The 20,044-nt window shown below is 51.3% G+C and carries 16 protein-coding genes; 9 read left to right on the top strand and 7 right to left on the bottom strand.

The features are described from left to right. Window positions 1-38: 38 nt before the first annotated feature. From gluQRS to PT300_14150, 6 genes are all read left to right on the top strand, one after another. Complete coding sequence (gene gluQRS, locus PT300_14175; GenBank protein MDF7681667.1) at window positions 39-920, top strand: tRNA glutamyl-Q(34) synthetase GluQRS; 882 nt, start codon at window positions 39-41, stop codon at window positions 918-920. Between the two features lie 55 nt (window positions 921-975). Further along, a complete protein-coding gene (gene pcnB, locus PT300_14170) occupies window positions 976-2,370 on the top strand; it encodes a polynucleotide adenylyltransferase PcnB (protein ID MDF7681666.1) in 1,395 nt (464 codons plus the stop codon). Beyond that, entirely contained in the window at window positions 2,367-2,846 is a 480-nt protein-coding gene (gene folK, locus PT300_14165; GenBank protein ID MDF7681665.1) for a 2-amino-4-hydroxy-6-hydroxymethyldihydropteridine diphosphokinase, read from the top strand. The genes pcnB and folK overlap by 4 nt, the downstream gene beginning before the upstream one ends. A gap of 39 nt (window positions 2,847-2,885) precedes the next feature. Further along, on the top strand, window positions 2,886-3,677 hold the full coding sequence (panB, locus tag PT300_14160; protein ID MDF7681664.1) for a 3-methyl-2-oxobutanoate hydroxymethyltransferase: 792 nt from the start codon (window positions 2,886-2,888) through the stop codon (window positions 3,675-3,677). 11 nt (window positions 3,678-3,688) lie between these two features. After that, window positions 3,689-4,540 carry a pantoate--beta-alanine ligase gene (gene panC / locus PT300_14155; protein MDF7681663.1) on the top strand — a complete coding sequence of 284 codons (852 nt, stop codon included), beginning with the start codon at window positions 3,689-3,691 and terminating at the stop codon, window positions 4,538-4,540. A 655-nt stretch (window positions 4,541-5,195) separates the two neighbouring features. After that, on the top strand, window positions 5,196-9,716 hold the full coding sequence (locus tag PT300_14150) for an autotransporter outer membrane beta-barrel domain-containing protein (GenBank protein MDF7681662.1): 4,521 nt from the start codon (window positions 5,196-5,198) through the stop codon (window positions 9,714-9,716). A gap of 127 nt (window positions 9,717-9,843) precedes the next feature. Here PT300_14150 and ppa read toward each other — a convergent pair whose 3' ends face one another. Further along, a complete protein-coding gene (gene ppa / locus PT300_14145; GenBank protein ID MDF7681661.1) occupies window positions 9,844-10,383 on the bottom strand; it encodes an inorganic diphosphatase in 540 nt (179 codons plus the stop codon). 158 nt (window positions 10,384-10,541) lie between these two features. Then, on the bottom strand, window positions 10,542-11,540 hold the full coding sequence (gene fbp / locus PT300_14140) for a class 1 fructose-bisphosphatase (protein ID MDF7681660.1): 999 nt from the start codon (window positions 11,538-11,540) through the stop codon (window positions 10,542-10,544). A gap of 175 nt (window positions 11,541-11,715) precedes the next feature. Here fbp and mpl point away from each other — a divergent pair, with 175 nt between their 5' ends. Beyond that, window positions 11,716-13,089 (top strand): UDP-N-acetylmuramate:L-alanyl-gamma-D-glutamyl-meso-diaminopimelate ligase, encoded by a 1,374-nt coding sequence (gene mpl / locus PT300_14135; protein MDF7681659.1) that lies wholly within the window; start codon window positions 11,716-11,718, stop codon window positions 13,087-13,089. Between the two features lie 48 nt (window positions 13,090-13,137). Here mpl and PT300_14130 read toward each other — a convergent pair whose 3' ends face one another. Together PT300_14130 and yjgA are read right to left on the bottom strand one after the other, a co-directional pair. Beyond that, entirely contained in the window at window positions 13,138-14,346 is a 1,209-nt protein-coding gene (locus tag PT300_14130; GenBank protein MDF7681658.1) for an aldose 1-epimerase family protein, read from the bottom strand. Window positions 14,347-14,639: 293 nt separating this feature from the next. Then, the gene (gene yjgA, locus PT300_14125; GenBank protein MDF7681657.1) at window positions 14,640-15,191 is read right to left on the bottom strand and encodes a ribosome biogenesis factor YjgA; all 552 of its coding nucleotides are present in this window, start codon (window positions 15,189-15,191) and stop codon (window positions 14,640-14,642) included. Between the two features lie 98 nt (window positions 15,192-15,289). On the opposite strand from yjgA, the gene pmbA reads away from it, so the two are divergent. Next, window positions 15,290-16,642 (top strand): metalloprotease PmbA, encoded by a 1,353-nt coding sequence (gene pmbA, locus PT300_14120; protein MDF7681656.1) that lies wholly within the window; start codon window positions 15,290-15,292, stop codon window positions 16,640-16,642. Between the two features lie 58 nt (window positions 16,643-16,700). Here the strand turns inward: pmbA and plsY are convergent, their stop codons facing one another. Then, window positions 16,701-17,333: a glycerol-3-phosphate 1-O-acyltransferase PlsY gene (gene plsY / locus PT300_14115; protein ID MDF7681655.1), complete on the bottom strand. Its 633-nt coding sequence runs from the start codon at window positions 17,331-17,333 to the stop codon at window positions 16,701-16,703. Window positions 17,334-17,483: 150 nt separating this feature from the next. On the opposite strand from plsY, the gene folB reads away from it, so the two are divergent. Continuing rightward, entirely contained in the window at window positions 17,484-17,855 is a 372-nt protein-coding gene (gene folB, locus PT300_14110) for a bifunctional dihydroneopterin aldolase/7,8-dihydroneopterin epimerase (protein ID MDF7681654.1), read from the top strand. 47 nt (window positions 17,856-17,902) lie between these two features. Here the strand turns inward: folB and PT300_14105 are convergent, their stop codons facing one another. Then, window positions 17,903-19,144 (bottom strand): multifunctional CCA addition/repair protein, encoded by a 1,242-nt coding sequence (locus PT300_14105; protein MDF7681653.1) that lies wholly within the window; start codon window positions 19,142-19,144, stop codon window positions 17,903-17,905. A gap of 180 nt (window positions 19,145-19,324) precedes the next feature. Then, window positions 19,325-19,945, bottom strand: a complete 621-nt coding sequence (locus PT300_14100) for a TIGR04211 family SH3 domain-containing protein (protein ID MDF7681652.1) — start codon at window positions 19,943-19,945, stop codon at window positions 19,325-19,327. Between the last annotated feature and the right edge of the window lie 99 nt (window positions 19,946-20,044).

Genomic DNA, 20,044 nt, shown 5'->3' with positions numbered 1-20,044 from the left:
CTGGCGGGAGTCTCTCCCGCCAGTCTGGCTGAAACTTTATGAATGACGCACGCTATACAGGCCGTTTTGCCCCTTCTCCCTCGGGCGAACTTCACTTTGGTTCCTTAATTTCCGCGCTCGGTAGCTATCTCCAGGCGCGTGCTCATCATGGCATCTGGCGGGTGAGAATCGAGGATATCGATCCCCCGCGCGAGGTGGCGGGCGCGGCCAGTACTATTTTGCATCAGTTAGAACATTATGGTTTACACTGGGATGGTGAAGTATTGTGGCAATCACAGCGTCATGATGCCTACCGTGAGCGGCTCGCCTGGCTACAACAACAGGGATTGTGCTATCGCTGTGACTGTTCCCGTGCCCGGATTCAGGCTATCGGTGGTATTTATGATGGTCATTGTCGCGACTTACCACCGCTGAACCGTCCTGGGGCCTGGCGTTTGCGTCAGACACAGCCGGTTGACCATTTTTATGACCAGTTGCGCGGCACGCAACGCGTCAGTGAGTCGCAGGCGGCGGAAGATTTCATTATTCATCGCCGTGATGGCCTGTTTGCTTATAATCTGGCGGTAGTGACAGATGATCATTTTCAGGGGATAACCGAAGTGATGCGTGGCGCTGATCTGATCTCCGCCACCGTGCGACAGATCGCGCTGTATCATCATTTTGGCTGGCAGGCGCCTGCTTATCTTCATTTGCCGCTGGCGCGCGATGAGCAGGGGAATAAACTCTCGAAACAAAATCATGCGCCAGCACTCGCCACCGGTGATCCGCGTCCGGATCTGGTTCGCGCGCTCGCCTTTCTTAATCAGACGATCGTCGCAGAGTGGCAAGCGCTAACGGTTGAGCAGTTACTTGCCAGTGCGGTAGCGAACTGGAGTGTCGAAAAAATCCGTCATTCTCAAATCATGCTTGCTGAGCTATGATGAGGCGCTATTTTTTGTCCCGATGTCGGTTTGATACATATTGATGAGGTGCACCATTTTTACCCGAGTCGCTAACTTTTGCCGTAAGGTGTTAAGCCGTGATGAGCGAGAAAAAGAAACCTTTTCTGAACAATCATCTATAACGGTTATCCCGCGCGAACAGCATACTATTTCGCGTAAAGATATCAGTGATAACGCGCTCAAAGTGCTCTATCGATTGAATAAGGCAGGTTATGAAGCCTATCTCGTGGGCGGTGGGGTGCGCGATCTGCTGATCGGCAAAAAACCAAAAGATTTCGACGTGACAACCAATGCCACTCCCGATCAAATACGTCAGCTCTTCCGGAACTGTCGACTGGTCGGACGCCGCTTTCGCCTGGCGCATATTATGTTTGGCCCGGAAATTATCGAAGTCGCCACCTTTCGTGGTCATCACGAAGGTCATACTAATGATCGCGCGACATCACAGCGCGGCCAGAGCGGTATGCTGCTGCGTGACAATATTTTCGGCTCCATTGAAGAGGATGCCCAGCGGCGCGATTTTACTATTAATAGCCTCTATTATAGTATCGCCGACTTTACGGTTCGCGATTACATCGGCGGAATAAAAGATCTCGAAGCGGGCATTATCCGGCTGATCGGCGATCCGGAAACCCGCTATCGTGAAGATCCGGTACGTATGTTACGTGCGGTGCGCTTCGCCGCGAAACTGGGGATGCGTATCAGCCCGGAAACCTCACAGCCTGTGCCGCGCCTGGCGGGATTACTCCATGATGTGCCACCCGCCCGTCTGTTTGAAGAGGTGCTGAAACTGCTGCAGACCGGTTATGGCTATGAAACCTATCTGCTGTTGCGTCAGTATCATCTGTTCGCACCGCTGTTTCCCCTGCTGAGCCGCTATTTTACCGAGCAGGGCGATAGCCCGATGGAGCGCATTATCAGTCAGGTGTTACAGAATACCGATAAACGTATCCACAATGATATGCGCGTTAATCCGGCGTTTCTGTTCGCAGCTCTGTTCTGGTATCCGTTACTGGAGATAGCACAAAAATATGCCCAGGAGAGTGGCCTGACCTACCATGACGCTTTCGCACTGGCGATCAATGACGTGCTCGATGAAGCCTGCCGGACGCTGGCGATTCCGAAACGGATAACCACCCTGACCCGCGATATCTGGCAGCTACAATTCCGCTTATCGCGCCGTCAGGGGAAACGTGCCTGGAAACTGCTGGAGCATCCGAAATTCCGCGCCGCCTATGATCTGCTTGAACTGCGAGCCAGTGCGGAAAAAAACAGTGAACTGTTGCGACTGGCCCAATGGTGGGGTGAGTTCCAGGTTGCCGCACCGCCGGAGCAGAAAGCGATGATCCAGACCCTGGATCATGACGCGCCTCCCCAGCGCCGCTATCGTCGTCCGCGTAAGCGCACACCACGCCAGGGGAGCGTATGACCCGCGCTTTCATTGCGATAGGCAGTAATCTGGCCTCACCGCGAGATCAGGTCAACGCGGCGATAACCGCACTGACGGCCATCCCGCAAAGCCGGATGATCGCCGTCTCCTCCTTTTATCGCACACCGCCACTGGGGCCACAGAATCAGCCCGATTATCTCAATGCGGTGGTGGCGCTGGAAACGGAACTGCGCGCTGAAATATTGCTGGATAATACCCAGCGGATTGAGCAACAACAGGGGCGCGAACGCAAAGCCGAACGCTGGGGGCCGCGCACCCTTGATCTCGATATTCTGTTGTTTGGCGATGAGGTCATTAACAGTGCCCGTCTGACTGTGCCCCATTATGATATGAAAAACCGGGGATTTATGTTGTGGCCACTGTTCGAAATCGCCCCTGAGCTTCATTTTCCGGATGGAACAGCCTTACGGACGGTGCTGGCCCGGCTGGCAACCCCGAAACCGGCGCTCTGGTAACGGCTGTTACCCTTTTTAATTTCATCATCAGGATAGCTTATGCAAGCCACCACTATCGCTGTACTACAAAAATATAAACAGGAAAAGAAACGTTTTGCCGCCATCACGGCCTATGACTACAGTTTTGCCAGACTGTTTGCCGATGAAGGTATTAACGTGATGCTGGTCGGTGACTCTCTGGGGATGACCATTCAGGGGCATGACTCCACTTTGCCGGTGACCGTCGAGGATATCGTCTATCACACCCGGGCAGTACGCCGTGGTGCGCCTTATTGTCTGTTACTCGCCGATCTCCCGTTTATGGCTTATGCCACCCCGGAAGAGAGCTTTCATCATGCCGCGGCGGTAATGCGTGCGGGTGCCAATATGGTTAAGCTGGAGGGTGGCGCATGGCTGACCAGCACGGTGAAAAAGCTGGTCGAACGGGCGGTGCCTGTCTGCGGTCATCTTGGCCTGACGCCTCAGTCGGTCAATGTGTTAGGCGGCTATAAGGTACAGGGGCGAGGTGAAGCGGCACAGGGGCTGCTGGATGACGCACTGGCGCTGGAAGCGGCGGGGGTCTGCATGCTGGTACTGGAGTGCGTGCCGCGGGCACTGGCGAAGCGTATTAGCGAAGCGCTCTCTATTCCGGTTATCGGTATTGGTGCCGGTAATGTCACTGATGGTCAGATCCTTGTCATGCATGATGCTTTTGGCATCACGGGCGGCCATGTTCCTAAATTTGCCAAAAATTTCCTGGCTGAAGCGGGTGATATCCGTGCTGCGGTGCGGCAATATATCGCTGAGGTCGAATCAGGGTGTTATCCAGGTGAAGAACATAGTTTTCATTAAGGAGCTTGATGGTGTTGATTATTGAATCCCAGCCGCTGTTGCGGCAGCATATCCGGCGTTTACGCCTGGAGGGCAAGCGTATTGCGCTGGTTCCGACGATGGGAAATCTGCATGATGGCCACATGCAGCTGGTTAACACAGCCAAAGCCAGTGCCGATGTGGTAGTCGTGTCAATCTTCGTTAATCCGATGCAATTTGATCGTCCTGAAGATTTAGCGCGTTACCCCCATACCTTGCAGCAGGATTATGAACTACTCAGCAAGCGCAAAGTGGATATCGTTTTTGCGCCTGCCGCAGCGGAAATTTATCCGCATGGCATGAAAGATCACACCGCGGTTGATGTGCCCGGACTGTCAACCCTGCTGGAGGGGGCCTGCCGTCCAGGTCACTTCCGTGGCGTCACCACTATCGTAAGCAAGCTGTTTAATCTGGTACAACCCGATGTCGCTTGTTTTGGCGAGAAGGATTTTCAGCAGCTGGCGCTGATCCGTAAAATGGTTGCCGATATGGGTTATGATATTGACATCATCGGTGTCCCCATTGTTCGCGCGAAAGATGGTCTGGCGCTCAGCTCACGAAATGGTTATCTGACCAGCGAACAGCGTAAAATCGCCCCAGAGTTGTATAAAGTGCTGAGCGATGCCGCCGTCCGTTTTGCGAAGGGGGAGCAGCATCCCGATGAGATAATCGCCCATGCTGAACAGGCACTCAATGACAAAGGTTTCCGTGCTGACGATATTCAGATCCGCGATGCCGACACACTTCAGGCGCTCAACGAAAACAGCCGGCGTGCGGTGATCCTGATGGCGGCGTGGTTAGGGCAGGCACGTTTAATCGATAATAAGCTTGTTGAGCTGAACTAACGCATTATTGGGCCAGGCTCTCAGCGCCTGGCCTGTTAGGCTATTTGACTTGCCATTTTGGCCCTGGGCAGTGCTCGAAATCTGTGTAGGCTGGATTCTAAGTGATATTAAAGCTGACAGCCGGACATAAAATTAAGTGGGTAAAATATACGATTTGATATTAATAGTTATGATGGCAATAATAATAATAATGATTATTATTGCTAAATCCATTATTTTTTGACTATCTATATGAATAGCATGCCTGTAAAGTTATTTTTAAAGTGACTTTAATTGTTTTTATCATTGTCTCTAATTGGTTAAATCTATCGCTGCAAGGTAATTTAATGTAATGTTTGGTCATTGAATGTGTTATATTACTATTACGATCATGCCACAGAAAAATATAAGGATATTTATTGAATAGCTATCAAAACTATTCATATGAAGAAAAATTAATACACTTATATCAAACACACAAGATAATGTTGCGACGAATTTAATTGTTATTACCATTCAATTCCGCCGCCAGGAATGAGCGCCAGCAGATAATCTAATAGCCTGATGTGCTAGGCTCTAAGGAAACTATTCGCTTAGCAAGCGCTAGCAGTCATTCTGAAAACATATATAAAATTATTTATTAAATGACTTATAAGTTAACTTCCGGGGTATTTAGATGAACAAGGTTTATAAAGTTATCTGGAACGCGGCTAATCAATGTAGTGTCGTGGTCTCAGAGCTTAGAAAAAATAAATCATGCACCAGTATGAAAAGTACTGCACTGGCTGCCGCAGTTTTATTGCTGCCCTTGCCGGCGCTTGCGGTGATAAATGTTAACAATCCGGTAAATATTACCACCGATAAGCAGACTGATCAGGAAGTCAGAATTAATCATGGAGGCCATGTCAATATTTCTAATGGCGCAAATGTCTCTGTGATTGTCCCGAATATCAGTAAACGATTCTGGTTATATGGTGCAAGCGGATTGACCGTGTCGGGCACCGGTACCTATTTTTATCTTAACAATAGTATAGATATGCGTAAGCAAGGCAGTGCTGCTCCCACTTTGACGGTCGATGATGGTGCAATTATTGATGCTTATCGGATATTAAGCGATGCTGAGTCAACAATAAAAATCAGCAATCATTCTCAGGTCATTGCCAGAGATAGTGATCTTGCCCGTGGTGATATTACCGTTTCCAGCGGCAGTAAGCTTTATACCAAATATTACATTATGAATGACGATAAAGCAAAATTAACCATCACCGGCAACGACAGCGAATTAAAGATCGATGCCGGGGAAGATATTCGTCTGGGATATGCCTCTGGTGCCGCCAACGCGACCCTCGCTGATCATGGACAGATGACGACAGATATCGGCGTATATCTTAATTATTTTGGTACTGTCGCTGATCAGAAAAATGTCACGCTGACGATTGGCGGCGGAAGTCATATTGCTCCCGGGGTGGTCAATGCGCCCTGGGTCTGGTTTGGCTCACCAGATCACCAGAATACCACCGATACCAGACTGATATTCAATCACTCTGCTACGGATTATGCTTTTGCCCCGGACTTAAAAGGCAAAGGGCATCTGCAGTTCATTAATGGTATCACTCAGCTTAGTGGCGATAGTCACGACTTCTCCGGTGTGGTGGATATCGATAACAATGGCGTTGCCACGGTAACCAGCAACAATAGCCTCGGCAGCGCAGTGATTAATCACGATGGTACTTTGCAGTTTGCGATGGATGGCACATCCTCGTTTGATAATCAAGTGGTGGGTAGCGGCAAAACGAATGCACTCAGCGGTACCACGCTCCTGAACTGGGATAATAGTCTATACGACGGTACTCTTGAAATCGCGGCACCTGCACGGGTTAATATTCCTGATGAGAGTAAACTCGCTAACAGCATGGTTATCAATCATGGCACGCTGGGGATACAAAGCCAGGCTGATATGGCATTCCATACCAACCTTAATGGCAACGGTTTTCTCAATGTTGACACCTACGGCCATGCCTTTACTTTTGATACCAATACGCGGGTTGATAATACACTGGCGCTGTATAACAGCACCTTTGATCTCAACAGCGCGCATAGCCGTGTTCTCAGTCATGGTGGTTTGCAGGCGGGAAGGGGCAGTGTGATCACTGTCAGTGGTGGCACTCAGACCATTGACCGGCTCTCTTTTGATGGTGGCACCATCAATTTTGGAACGGTGCTGCCCAGCCAGCATCACAGCGATAACATGATCCATGTGACCGGCGATCTGGATCTCAGTGGTGACGGTATCGTGCAGGTTGATGTCTCCGGCAGCATACAGGCCCTGCCACATAATGTGAATACGGCCGTTTCCCTGATGGAGCAGGATGATGAAAATGCGTCCATTCAGCTGGTTTCTGTCACCGGTGGCAATGTGGTCGCCACGGGGGGAGCCCTGAAGCTACAGAACCATACAGGACAACTTATTACCGACAAGGTGTATCATGATGTTCTGCAATACGGGCAACAAGTGGCCGAAGCAACGTATGACTACCGTTTAACTTCGGGCGAAAATGACGATGGTCTGTATATCGGTTATGGATTAACCCAGGTTGAGCTGCTGGAGAACGGTGCCAATGCCCTTATCCTGAATGCAGCGGGTAAAACCGGCAGCGGTGCCGAGCTTAGCGCCCTGCTTACCGGAACCGGCGATCTGGCCATTAGCAGCGCACAGGGTGAGACGGTGACGCTCTCCAACCATAATAATGACTATACCGGTATCACTGATATTCGTAGTGGTGACCTGCAAATGGACGACCATAACGTACTTGGTAAAACCAGTGAAGTGCGTCTGAATGCGCTGAGCGGGCTGGATATGAATGGTCACAGCCAGACAATCGGTAAACTGACGGCAGCTGCAGATTCACGGCTGAATCTGAATGGGGGTGCCCTGACCCTGACGCATGGCGGTACAGCAGAGGGGCAGTTAAGTGGCGGCGGTAAACTGAATGTCAATGGCGGCATCCTCGAAATCTCGGGTGCTAACAGTAACCTGACGGCCAATACCACGATTGCAGATCAGGCAACAGTACAGCTTAATAATATACTCGGTCTCGGCACGGGTGGCATTAATAATGGCGGAACACTGGCGATGAATCATATTTCCGGCATCCTCGATAATGCACTGAGTGGTGGTGGTGTTGTCACCCTGACGGGCAGCAATGCCGTCCTGACCGGTAATAATCGTCACTTTTCTGGTCAATTCAACGTGGACAATAGTTCTGCGATGACCGTATCAGAGGGTGACAACCTGGGTAAAGGCAGTGTCTATAATCAGGGTACACTGGTATTGAACAGTGATACCGACTGGCAGCTTGATAATGCGATCACCGGTAACGGTACTGTGCGTAAAACCGGGGCCGGGGTGCTGACCGTTGACCATCAGGCGGCATGGAACGGAGAGACCCATATCGAGCAAGGCACCCTGAAGCTGGGCAGTGAGGATTCTCCGGTGATGCTCTCCAGCTCACAGGTGAATATCGCGGCTCAGGGCACGCTGACAGGCTTTGGTGGTGTCGCGGGCAACCTGAAAAACAGCGGAACCATTGTGACCAGTAAAGTACAGCCGATCTCTGGTGGTGGCGTGGCTGGCCGGGGAGCGACACATCAGTATTCCGGTAATCAGCTGGTGGTGATGGGTAACTATATCGGTGATAATGGTCATCTGGTCATGAACGCCACGCTGGATGGAAATAATACCGTCACAGATAAACTGATTGTCCACGGCAACACCAGCGGTAAGACGTTTGTCAGCGTCAATCATATGGGGGGCACTGGTAAACCGTCGCTCAATGGGATCGAGCTGGTGTATGTTAATGGTCTGTCGAACGGAGAGTTTATCCAGAATGGTCGTATTACTGCTGGCGCGTATGACTATACTCTCCAGCGTGGTCTGGGAGCAAACCATAATCACTGGTATCTGAACAGTGGTCAACATATCACGGTGCCAGGCACAGGTGGTACCGATGGCATAAGCGGTGGTGGCACTGGTGGTACAGGCGGCATAAGTGGCGACGGTACAGGTGGTACCGGCGGCGTAAGCGGTGGTGGCGCTGGTGGTACTGGCGGTACAGGTGGTACAGGCGGCGTAAGCGGTGGCGGAACAGGCGGTGCCAGCGATAGTACCGGTGGATCGTCCGCTCAGGTTCCGGCAGGCAGTAGCCAGAATAATAATATACGTCCGGAAGCAGGCAACTATAATGCTAACCTCGCGGCAGCGAATACCCTGTTTGTCACTCGTCTGGATGATCGTGGTGGTAAAACGCGCTATACCGATGCGATCAGCGGTCAACAGAAAGAAACCAGCCTGTGGATGCGTCACTCAGGCGGACATACGCACTGGAAGGATGGCAACAGCCAGATAAAAAACCAGAGTAATCGCTATGTTGTGCAGCTGGGCGGCGATCTCCTGCAGGGGAGCAGCAACGGTACCGATGGCTGGCATTTTGGTGTGATGGGTGGTTATGGCACCGAACACAGCCATGCTGAGTCATCGCGGACGGGCTATCGGGCAAAAGGCAGCGTCCGTGGCTACAACACGGGTGTCAATGCGAGCTGGTATGCGGATGAGGCCACGCGCCGTGGTGCCTATGTCGATAGCTGGGTACAGTACAGCTGGTTTGATAACTCGGTGAAAGGCGATGGCTTACAGGGTGAGTCTTATCACTCCAAAGGAATGACGGCGTCAGTCGAAACCGGTTACAGTGTACAGGCAGGAAGCTTTACCGGCAGTCACGGTGGTATCAATGAATGGTACATTCAGCCACAGGCACAAGCGGTGTGGATGGGCGTAAAAGCAGATGATCATCGTGAGCAAAACGGCACTCGGATTAAAGGGCAGGGTGATGGCAATATCCGCACTCGTCTGGGGGTAAAAAGCTGGATTAGCAGCCAGCATCAGACAGAAGCCGGAACCACGCAAGAGTTCAAACCCTTTGTGGAAGTGAACTGGCTGCATAATACCCGGAGCTTCAGTACCCGTATGGATAACGTATCGATCAGGCAGCAGGGAACCCGTGACAGCGGAGAGATCAGAACCGGTGTCGAAGGACAGGTAACTTCCCGGCTGAATGTTTCGGGTAATGTCGGCGTGCAGATAGGTGATAAAGGCTATAACGACACCGCTGCTATGCTGAATGTGAAATACAGTTTCTGAAGTAAGTCGCAGTAATACAAAGAGCAGGCCCGGAAGGTGCCTGCTTTTTTTTATAACCGTTATCATTGCCGGATGGTTACGACGGTGACGCTGATGCCACCGCTGAACAACGGTGTCAGAGGATGATTTAGCGGGATGACTTCTGTTTAGCGCGTTCGAAGGAGGCCATAATTTCAGCTTTTGCTTTTTCGGCATTATCCCAGCCGTCAACTTTTACCCATTTACCTTTTTCCAGATCTTTGTAGTGCTCGAAAAAGTGGGTGATTTGCGCTTTAAGCAGTTCAGGCAGATCGTTGACATCGTTAATGTGATCGTATTCTTTGCTCAGTTTGCTGTGTGGCACTGCGACCAGTTTGGCATCCTCGCCTGACTCATCGGTCATTTTCAGCACCCCCACCGGGCGGCAGCGGATCACGGAACCGGGAGCGAGGGGATAAGGGGTTGGCACCAGCACATCAACCGGATCACCATCCAGAGAGAGGGTGTGGTTGATATAACCGTAATTGCATGGATAGAACATCGCTGTGGACATAAAGCGATCAACGAACAGCGTACCGCTGTCTTTGTCGACTTCGTATTTGATCGGATCAGCGTTCGCAGGGATCTCGATCACCACGTAGATATCTTCTGGCAGCTCTTTACCTGCCGGGACGTTGAGTAAGCTCATATCTGTGTCCTTGAAAACAGATGGAAAACAGGAGACGGCTATTATAGCCAACCCGGACTGAATGTCTCCGCTTCTTTTTCTGCCCGTAAAAGCGAGGCATCTCATCTTCCACGGGCTGAAAATTTCTCTCCGGGTTTGCCAGAGAGAAAAATGGCGCTTTATTTATCGGGGAATGTTTTCAGAAAACGTTCAACATCAGCCACCATATGATTATTGCCAACGAAGAATGAACGGCGTTGATGCAGATGCGCGGGCATGATATCCAGAATACGCATTTCACCGTCGCTGGCCTTGCCACCGGCTTGTTCTGCCAGAAAGGCCATCGGATTGCATTCATACAGCAAGCGTAATTTGCCTTCGGGATGGCTGGCTGTGCCCGGATAGAGGTAGATCCCACCTTTTAACAGATTGCGGTGAAAATCGGCCACCAGCGAGCCGGTATAGCGCGAGATATAAGGGCGTTGCGTCGCTGCGTCCGCCTCCTGGCAGAATTTGATGTATTTCTTCACCCCCTGAGGGAACTTGATGTAATTGCCTTCATTGATCGAATAGGTATGTCCTTTTTCCGGGAATTGCATCCGTTCCTGAGAGAGACAAAAAACACCGAGTGAAGGATCGTAAGTAAAGGCATGGACACCACAACCGGTGGTATAGACCAGCATGGTGGAGGATCCGTAAACCACATAGCCTGCGGCAACCTGTTTATTGCCGGGTTGCAGGAAATCTTCCAGCGTCACTGAGGTTCCGACAGGGGTGACACGACGATAGATAGAGAAGATCGTGCCGACGGTAATATTGACATCAATGTTCGAGGAGCCGTCCAGCGGGTCCATCAGCACGACGTACTTGGCGTCTTTACAATCATCAAAAATGACAATCTCGTTTTCTTCTTCAGAGGCGATGCCAGCGACGATACCGCGTGCGCGGAGAGCGGCTTTTAATTTTTCATTGGCAAAAATATCAAGCTTTTGTTGCTCCTCGCCCTGAACATTCTCATTACCGCTGGTTCCCAGGATGTCGACCAGGCCCGCTTTATTGATATCGCGATGGATAATCTTGGCACCTAACTTTATCGCTGATAACAACGCTGTCAGTTCTCCGGTGGCATGCGCGAACTCAGATTGCTTCTCAACAATAAATTCACCTAACGTTTTCATAACTATATCCCTGCATATACAATATTAAGATGGAACCAATCCGCCCATCCTAACAAAGAATAAAAAAAATGCGCATAGTGAATCGTGACAGCAAGACAAGTATTAATCTGAAATATGATTCTCTGATAACGCAGATGTGGGTAAAATGTGTACCAGAATAAAGAGGAATAAATTCATGCACATTCATATTTTAGGTATCTGTGGTACGTTTATGGGCGGGCTGGCGCTCCTGGCTCGCGCCCTTGGGCATCAGGTCACGGGGTCGGATGCGAATGTCTATCCCCCCATGAGCACCATGCTGGAAAAACAGGGCATTCATTTGATTCAGGGGTATGATGTCAGCCAGCTAACGCCAGCGCCCGATCTGGTGATCATCGGCAATGCGATGACCCGTGGTAATCCGTGTGTCGAAATGGTGCTGGAAAATAACCTTCCTTATATGTCAGGCCCGCAATGGCTACATGATTTTATCCTGCGTGATCGCTGGGTGCTGGCGGTTGCCGGTACGCATGGCAAAACCACCACCGCCGGGATGGTGACATGGATCCTTGAAGTTTGTGGTTATCAACCTGGATTTATTATCGGTGGTGTCCCCGGTAATTTTTCCGTCTCTGCGCGTCAGGGTAACAGTCCGTTTTTTGTGATTGAAGCCGATGAGTATGATTGTGCCTTCTTTGATAAGCGCTCGAAATTTGTCCACTATTGCCCGCGAACTCTGATCCTGAATAATCTTGAGTTTGACCATGCCGATATTTTTGACGATTTGCGTGCTATTCAGAAACAGTTTCATCATCTGGTACGTATTGTGCCCGGTCAGGGAAAAATTATCCTGCCGGAGCATGATCTCAATCTGAAACAGGTGATGGCGATGGGCTGCTGGAGCGAACAGGAACTGGTGGGAGAACAAGGGCGCTGGCAGGCCAGGAAACAGAATGCTGACGCTTCGCAATGGGAAGTGTGGCACGATGGCGAAAAGGTGGGAGAAGTGAACTGGCAGCTGGTCGGCGAACATAATATGCATAATGGCCTGATGGCTATCGCTGCCGCCCATCATGTTGGCGTGATGCCAGCAGATGCCAGCCATGCGCTGGGCAGCTTTATTAATGCTCATCGCCGCCTTGAGTTACGTGGCGAGGCGAATGGTGTTGCGGTCTATGATGATTTTGCCCATCATCCGACAGCGATCCTCGCGACATTAAAAGCACTACGGGGTAAAGTGGGCGGAACAGCCCGTATTCTGGCGGTGCTGGAGCCGCGCTCTAACACCATGAAAACGGGGGTATGTAAGGATGATCTCGCCCCCTCTCTTGGGCGTGCCGATGAAGTGTTTCTGTTACAGCCGCAACATATTCCGTGGCAGGTGGCCGAAGTTGCCGAGGCGTGTGTCCAGCCAGCACACTGGAGTGCCGATATTGACACACTGGTCGATATGATCATCAAAACCGCCCGTCCCGGCGATAACATTCTGATCATGAGCAATGGCAGCTTCAGTGGTATTCATCAGAAGTTGCTCGATAAGCTGGCGAGTCAGGCGACCGTCACTGAATAATTGACCGGGCATGTCATATGCCCGATCACGGTTGCTCGGTTGTGCTGATCACTCATGGGCAATCGGAGTATTACTCTGCTGGACAGGTTTATCTCCCTGAATAGTGGCAATTCTTTTCTCGATGTCGGCAACCTGCTGGCGATTGTACAACAGGGTATAGGTGAGGTCGAATTGCGTACTGGCACCGGGCTGAAGCTGTTTGACCCGTTTTTGTTGCCGTTCAATGGTGACCGGATAGGCATAACTGGTTCCCGGTTCCATTCCGGTGACGTAACCCTGTTTTTCGGTATCAGTATTTTTCCATAACGTCAACAATGGCAACTGGCGGATATCGAACTGAATGGCGGCGCCTTTATCTCCGGCTCTATTGATCACTGCCGCGACGGTTTGCTGATTTTCATCGGCCAGGGGTTGCAGATTAAAGACCATTTCATCAAAGTTTTTCTGCGGGCCAGTATAGTTGCGCCAGGTAGTCATTCCGGCTTTTGCGTAGTCGTTAAACGGGCTGACACGGGTAATGGGGGCGAGGAAACGTGCCCCCTCTTCCAGAATAGGGTGGCCAAAATTGCTGTGGTAGATAATTTGATAATCATGCGGGTAGTCAGCATGGTTGGTTAACACATCATGCAGACTAAAACTATTGCTGCCAGGTACATAGCGCAATTCGGTCAGGGTTTGTAAATCCACTTTCTTAAACGCACTCTCTTTCACCAGCCCACGGATACGAATTTCATACGGTGCGCTATCACTGACCTCCACTTCTACCCGTGAGGCGGGGGTGTTTCCCGCTCTGCCATGCAGGGTGTAAATCTGGCCATTAACCGTGGTCGGGTGGCCGGTCCATTCATAGCCACAACGTACCATCATCTCATTGAAGCCTTCCAGCCAGCCGACGCCATTACGGCTTTCGAGGTTGATAAAGGCCGGATTGACCACCTCTTTTACCGGCGAGTCCCAGCCCATTTTGCTGCCAAAGCCTTCCGCTTTCAGTAAATTCATACCGCGTGTCGGGCTCAGTGTGATTGTCAGGCCATCTTGATTATTGATCACCAGAATCTTGCTGCCCTCTTGTTTCCCGCCATGCAATACTTTTTGCGCGATACTGAACGTATGATCCTTGATCTTCAGTTGATCGCTGGTAATTTGCCAGTCTCCTTGTTCAATGCTCTCTTCGGCACTGGTCAGTACCCATGTTTGTGCTGCGACAGGAGCGGATATAAGCATAGCGCTAGCTACCAGCGTGAGTGTCTTTTTCATGTTGTGACCTTTTTGGCTGAATCGATTGTGTTACCGGTGAATAAAATCTAGCCATAAAGCCTGGCAGGAAATGTGAGATATCTCACTGGATAAGCAAATATCCTCTTTATAAAGCAGATTGACCCGACAGACCTCACAATTTAGCTGTAACGCATTACCGTTTTTGCGTTCAGTTTGTGATTTCGAACAGTCAGCGTTTTAACGATTCAGCTGCGCTGTTTCCGGGCTATTGCGGCGGATAGCGTTTGTCAGCCCGGAATGATGCACAGGAAAATGCAGGCAGAAGAGGGTAATTATTGTTGATTTTCAGCTAATTCACGCAGGTACTGAAAGATCAGGCGTGATGACTTTGGCGGCTTGTTGCTCTCTTTCTCTTTTTGGGCATTGCGGATAAGTGAACGTAGCTGTTGACGATCGGCATCGGGCCACAGATTGAGCACTTCCGCTATCGCATTATCACCTTCCTCTATTAAACGATCGCGGATGGTTTCCAGTTTATGAAACAGAGAGGTTTGTTGGTTGTGACGATTTTTCAGCTTATCCAGTGCCTGACGAATAGGCGCGACATCACGACTGCGTAGCATTTTGCCAATCAGCTGTAGCTGACGGCGGCGTCCCTCCATTTTGATACGCTGGGCAAGATCAATGGCATCACGCAGATCGTTATCCAGTGGTATCTTCTCAAGGGCATTTTTCCCCAGCCCGACGATCTCTGCGCCAAGACGTTTCAGTTCTTCCGCATCACGTTTAATTTCACTTTTACTGACCCAGATAATTTCATCATCGTGATCGGCGAGGTCATCAGCGGGAACATCGCTGGGCCAGTCATTAGGCTTCTTGGTCATCTCAGGCTCCTGAAAAAAGAGGCTCATGTTATCAGTTAAGATGCACACTGAAAAACAGTTCTCTGTTAGACTGCATGCAACACTTTTCTGTATTCATTATGGCATTAGCGATGAAAGTTATTTCTCAGGTTGCGCAGCAGCGTAAAGCGCTGGAAGAAGCTGTCACCACCGCACTGGCGCTGGCAGCAGGAAAATCAGACGCGGCAGAAGTATCCGTGGGAAAAACCACCGGTATTAGCGTCAGTACCCGTTATGGCGAGGCAGAGAATGTCGAATTTAATAGCGATGGGGCATTAGGCATCACGGTCTACCATCAAAATCGCAAGGGCAGTGCCTCTTCGACCGATCTGAGCCCACAGGCGATCGCCCGTACCGTACAGGCCGCGCTGGATATTGCCAGCTACACATCGCCCGATCCCTGCGCCGGGATCGCCGATAAAGACCTTCTGGCCTTCGATGCGCCGGATCTCGACCTTTTTCATCCGGCAGAAGTGACGGCCGATCAGGCCCTTGAGCTGGCCACTGAAGCTGAAAACACGGCGTTACAAGCGGATAAACGCATTACCAATACCGAAGGTGGCAGTTTTAATAGTCGTTATGGGATTAAAGTATTCGGTAACAGCCACGGCATGTTACAGAGCTATTGCTCCACCCGTTACTCACTCTCCAGTTGCGTTATTGCCGAAGAGAACGGCGATATGGAACGCGATTATGCCTACACCGTGAGCCGCGAGCTGAGCGGATTACAGTCCGCCGAGTGGGTGGGCAATGAGTGCGCGCGTCGTACCTTGTCACGCCTGGCTCCGCGCAAACTCCCGACCATAAAAGCGCCGGTTATTTTTGCCAGCGAAGTCGCCACGGGTTTGTTTGGTCATCTGATCGGCGCGATTGCCGGTGGCGCAGTATACCGCAAATCGACATTTTTGCTCGATGCGCTGGGTAAACCGGTTTTTCCGCAATGGCTGACCATTGAAGAGCATCCGCACTGGCAAAAAGGGCTGGCCTCCGCCGCGTTTGATAGCGAAGGGGTGCGTACCGAACGTTGCGACATCATTAAAGAGGGCATATTAACGCAGTGGTTACTGAGCAGCTATTCAGCGCGCAAACTGGGGCTGAAGAGCAATGGGCATGCCGGAGGGATCTATAACTGGCGCATAAACGGTCATACGCTGAGTTTTGCGCAGTTGCTGAAAGAGATGGGGCGCGGGCTGATTGTCACGGAGTTAATGGGGCAGGGGGTCAGTGGCGTCACCGGGGATTATTCGCGCGGTGCCAGTGGCTTCTGGGTTGAGAATGGTGAAATTCAGTATCCAGTCAGCGAAATCACAATTGCTGGCAATTTACGGGAAATGTGGCGCGATATTGTCGCTATCGGTGATGATATCGAAACGCGCAGCCATATTCAGTGTGGCTCTGTCTTGTTGCCAGAGATGAAAATCGCCGGGCAATAATGCCAGTCACGTCATCGCCCCCGGTTCCCACTCAGCCGGGGGATTTTCCCTCTGCCCGCTATTTTGACTGATTCGCGCTGGTGTCGTTTTTGTCACTTCTCTGCCGTTGTAACCAGATTTTTGTCTCCTGATGATGCCACAGACGCCGGATATTGCTGTGATGGCGTAACAGGATCAGACCAGAGAGCATCGATACCGGCAAGATATATTGTGGTGTCAGCCACCAGGCATACAGCGGTGCCATCAGGGCGCTGACGATCGCCGCCAGTGACGAGTAACCGCTTAGTAGCAGGGTCACAAGCCAGGTTGTCGCCAGCACCATCGCCAAATCTCTGCCGCAGGGGACAATAGCGCCAAATGCCGTCGCCACTCCTTTACCGCCATGAAAATGGAAGAACACTGGCCAGATATGCCCGACACAGGCCGCTATAGCCACCAGGCCCAGCCAGAACGGTGTCAGACCGAATGCCAGTCCGCCCCACACTGGCAACATGCCTTTGAGCAGATCAAAAATAAGCACTGTGCTGGCCGCGCCTTTACCGGCAATACGTAATACATTGGTTGCCCCGGCATTACCTGAGCGACACTGGCGTGGATCGGGAAACCCTGCGAAACGGCATACCAGAATGGCACTGGAAACGGAGCCGCAAAGATAGGCGATAATAACCATTCCCGCTGCGATAACACTCATAAGCGGCTCCATTCTGACAAGATTACTGTTCCCGTCACTGCGCGTGGTTGCGGCAAGACGAATTCGTTAGGGAGTTGCTTTGTATCTATGGATAATACGCATCATTTGCCAGCAGTGATAGGCAGTTTTAGCCGAAACAGGAGGATCATGATGGATATTGTTTTTATCGAACAACTGGAGGTTATCACTACGATTGGTGCTTACGAATGGGAGCAAACCATCAAACAGAAGCTGGTATTCGATATCGAAATGGCATGGGGTAACCGTCAGGCGGCCAGCAGCGATCAGCTTGGCGATTGTCTCAATTATGCTGAGATCAGCGAGCGGATCACTGATTATGTCGAAAGCGGGCGCTTTATGTTGGTAGAACGTGTCGCTGAAGAGGTTGCGACACTGTTACTGGAAAATTATCCCTCGCCGTGGGTGCGTATTAAAGTCAGCAAACCCGGGGCGGTGGCCAGAGCCAGGCGTGTTGGCGTGGTGATTGAGCGCTCCCGCGCCCCGGATATCCCGTCAGCCTGAAACGCGATGCTCTCTGCGGCGGGTTTGCCGCGGTGAGAAGCCGCTCCTCAGCCTGCGGACTGAGGAAAGCGTGCTTTCTGCCACTGCTCAATAGCCGCAATTCTTCTTCTGGTCAGTTCATGGCGGATCGCCATGCCTTTAAAGCCCTGTGCCAGCACCGCCTGGGTGGGGATCGATTGGGCGATTTGCCAGGCTTCGCGCAACAGACGCCCCTGAGGATAATCGCGTGTTTCAAATCCCGCGCGGCCACGCATATCCGCTTCACTGGTGAGCGCGATCTGCTCTACCCGTTGCGGCTTCCGCCACGCATCGATTCGATCGAACAACTGGATCAGGGTGCTGGCCGACAGATCAGGCAAGGTATGGATCAGATCGTGAAATTCGGCCACACAGCGAGCCAGATCACGTATTTCATTCGGCACATGCAGGCGGTGACAGATATTCTCAATCAGCCGGATACCGGCCGGGCCATGACCGTGATGATGGGGCCACTGTGCTTTCGGCGTCAGTCCTTTACCCAGATCGTGACACAGTGCGGCGAAGCGCACATCGATTTCCGGCGACAGCATTGTCGCTATGGTCAGCGTCATCAGGGTATGCAAACCGGTGTCAATTTCCGGATGCCACTGCGCCGGGGCGGGTACACCGAACAGCGCATCCAGTTCCGGAAACAGGATCCTGAGTGCCTGACAATCGCGTAGCGTCTGGAAAAAAACCTGTGGATTATGGCTGGCAAGGGCACTGGCGGTCTCTTTCCAGACCCGTTCCGGGGTCAGTTGTGACAGCTCACCGCTGGTCGCCATATGACGCATCAGAGCCAGTGTTTCATCTGCAATACGAAATCCCAGATGGGCATAACGGGCGGCAAAACGCGCTACCCGCAAGACGCGCAGTGGATCTTCACTGAAGGCCGGTGAGACATGGCGCAGCAAGCCTGCGTGTAAATCGGCCAGGCCATGATAGGGGTCAATAATCTGGCCATTGTCATCCTGCGCCAGCGCATTGATGGTTAAATCACGGCGTTGCAGATCCTGCTCCAGGGTGACATCGGCGGCGGCATAACAGATAAAACCGGTGTAACCGGAACCAGATTTACGTTCCGTGCGTGCCAGTGCATACTCTTCCCGGCTTTCCGGGTGTAGAAAGACGGGAAAATCGCGCCCAACCTGCTGATAACCCGCCACAAGCAACTGTGCAGGTGTCGCACCGACGACCACCCAATCCCTGTCTTTCACCGGGAGGCCCAATAACGCATCGCGGACAGCACCGCCAACCAGATAACATTTCACCGTTGACTCCTTACATCTCTGTGACAATCAGAATGATACGTGAGTCTGACAAAGAAAACGAATCGGAGTCTATCCCATCAGGCTAATTGGCTTGCTATTTTGTCTCCCGGCAGTGCCTGAAATCGTCACGTACTCCCTGTACACGGTGGGTTCCCGGCACTGTCGGTGTCAGACAGGTTCTTAGTTCATCCATCGATCTTTGCGTCGGCGTCGTGGGATCAGATAGGGGAGTATCAAACCGAGCAACAGACCCATACCCAGCACACCGCCACCGTAGATAAACCATTGCATGATAATGAGGCGTTGTTTGTCATCCAGTTGCAGATTGGCAAGATCGACCTTTTTACGGGCAATAATAAGTTCATTTTTCAGCTTCTGGTTTTCTTCCTGCAGGGTGTTAATGGTGTCATCGCTACTGGCGACCTTTGCCTGCATTTCTGCGGTGCGCTGATTCCAGGTATTATCAATATTATTGAGTTTACTGGTCAGGGTTTTTACCTGATTTTCCAGATCAGGGACTCGGGTACGTAAACTGGGTTCGGTGCTCAGATATTTCTGTGGTAACCAGGCGGTACGACCATTGCTGTCGCGGATTTGCGCGTAACCGTTGCTGTCATTGGTTTGCAGTAAAGAAACCGCGTCTCCGGCATTGATGGTGCCCTGCAGGCGGTACTCATCACCGGGGCCCGTGCGTAGCCAGGTATTCAGCTCATCGGAAATATAACGTTGTTCTTCCGCATGGGTTGCTGCTATGGCGGTCAGCGCCAGTACACCCCACAGGATAAAGCGTAATTTTAGCATCGGCTCATTATTGAATGATAAAAAGTGGAACGACAATTATGGCATCGCCATAACGCTGTAAAGTTTTCTGTCACCATCGGAAAAAACAGGCGGATAGCC

Source organism: Enterobacteriaceae bacterium ESL0689 (genome assembly GCA_029433525.1).
In the GTDB taxonomy this organism is placed as follows: Bacteria; Pseudomonadota; Gammaproteobacteria; order Enterobacterales; family Enterobacteriaceae; genus JAQTIF01.
This window is presented reverse-complemented; position numbering and strand designations above follow the sequence as displayed.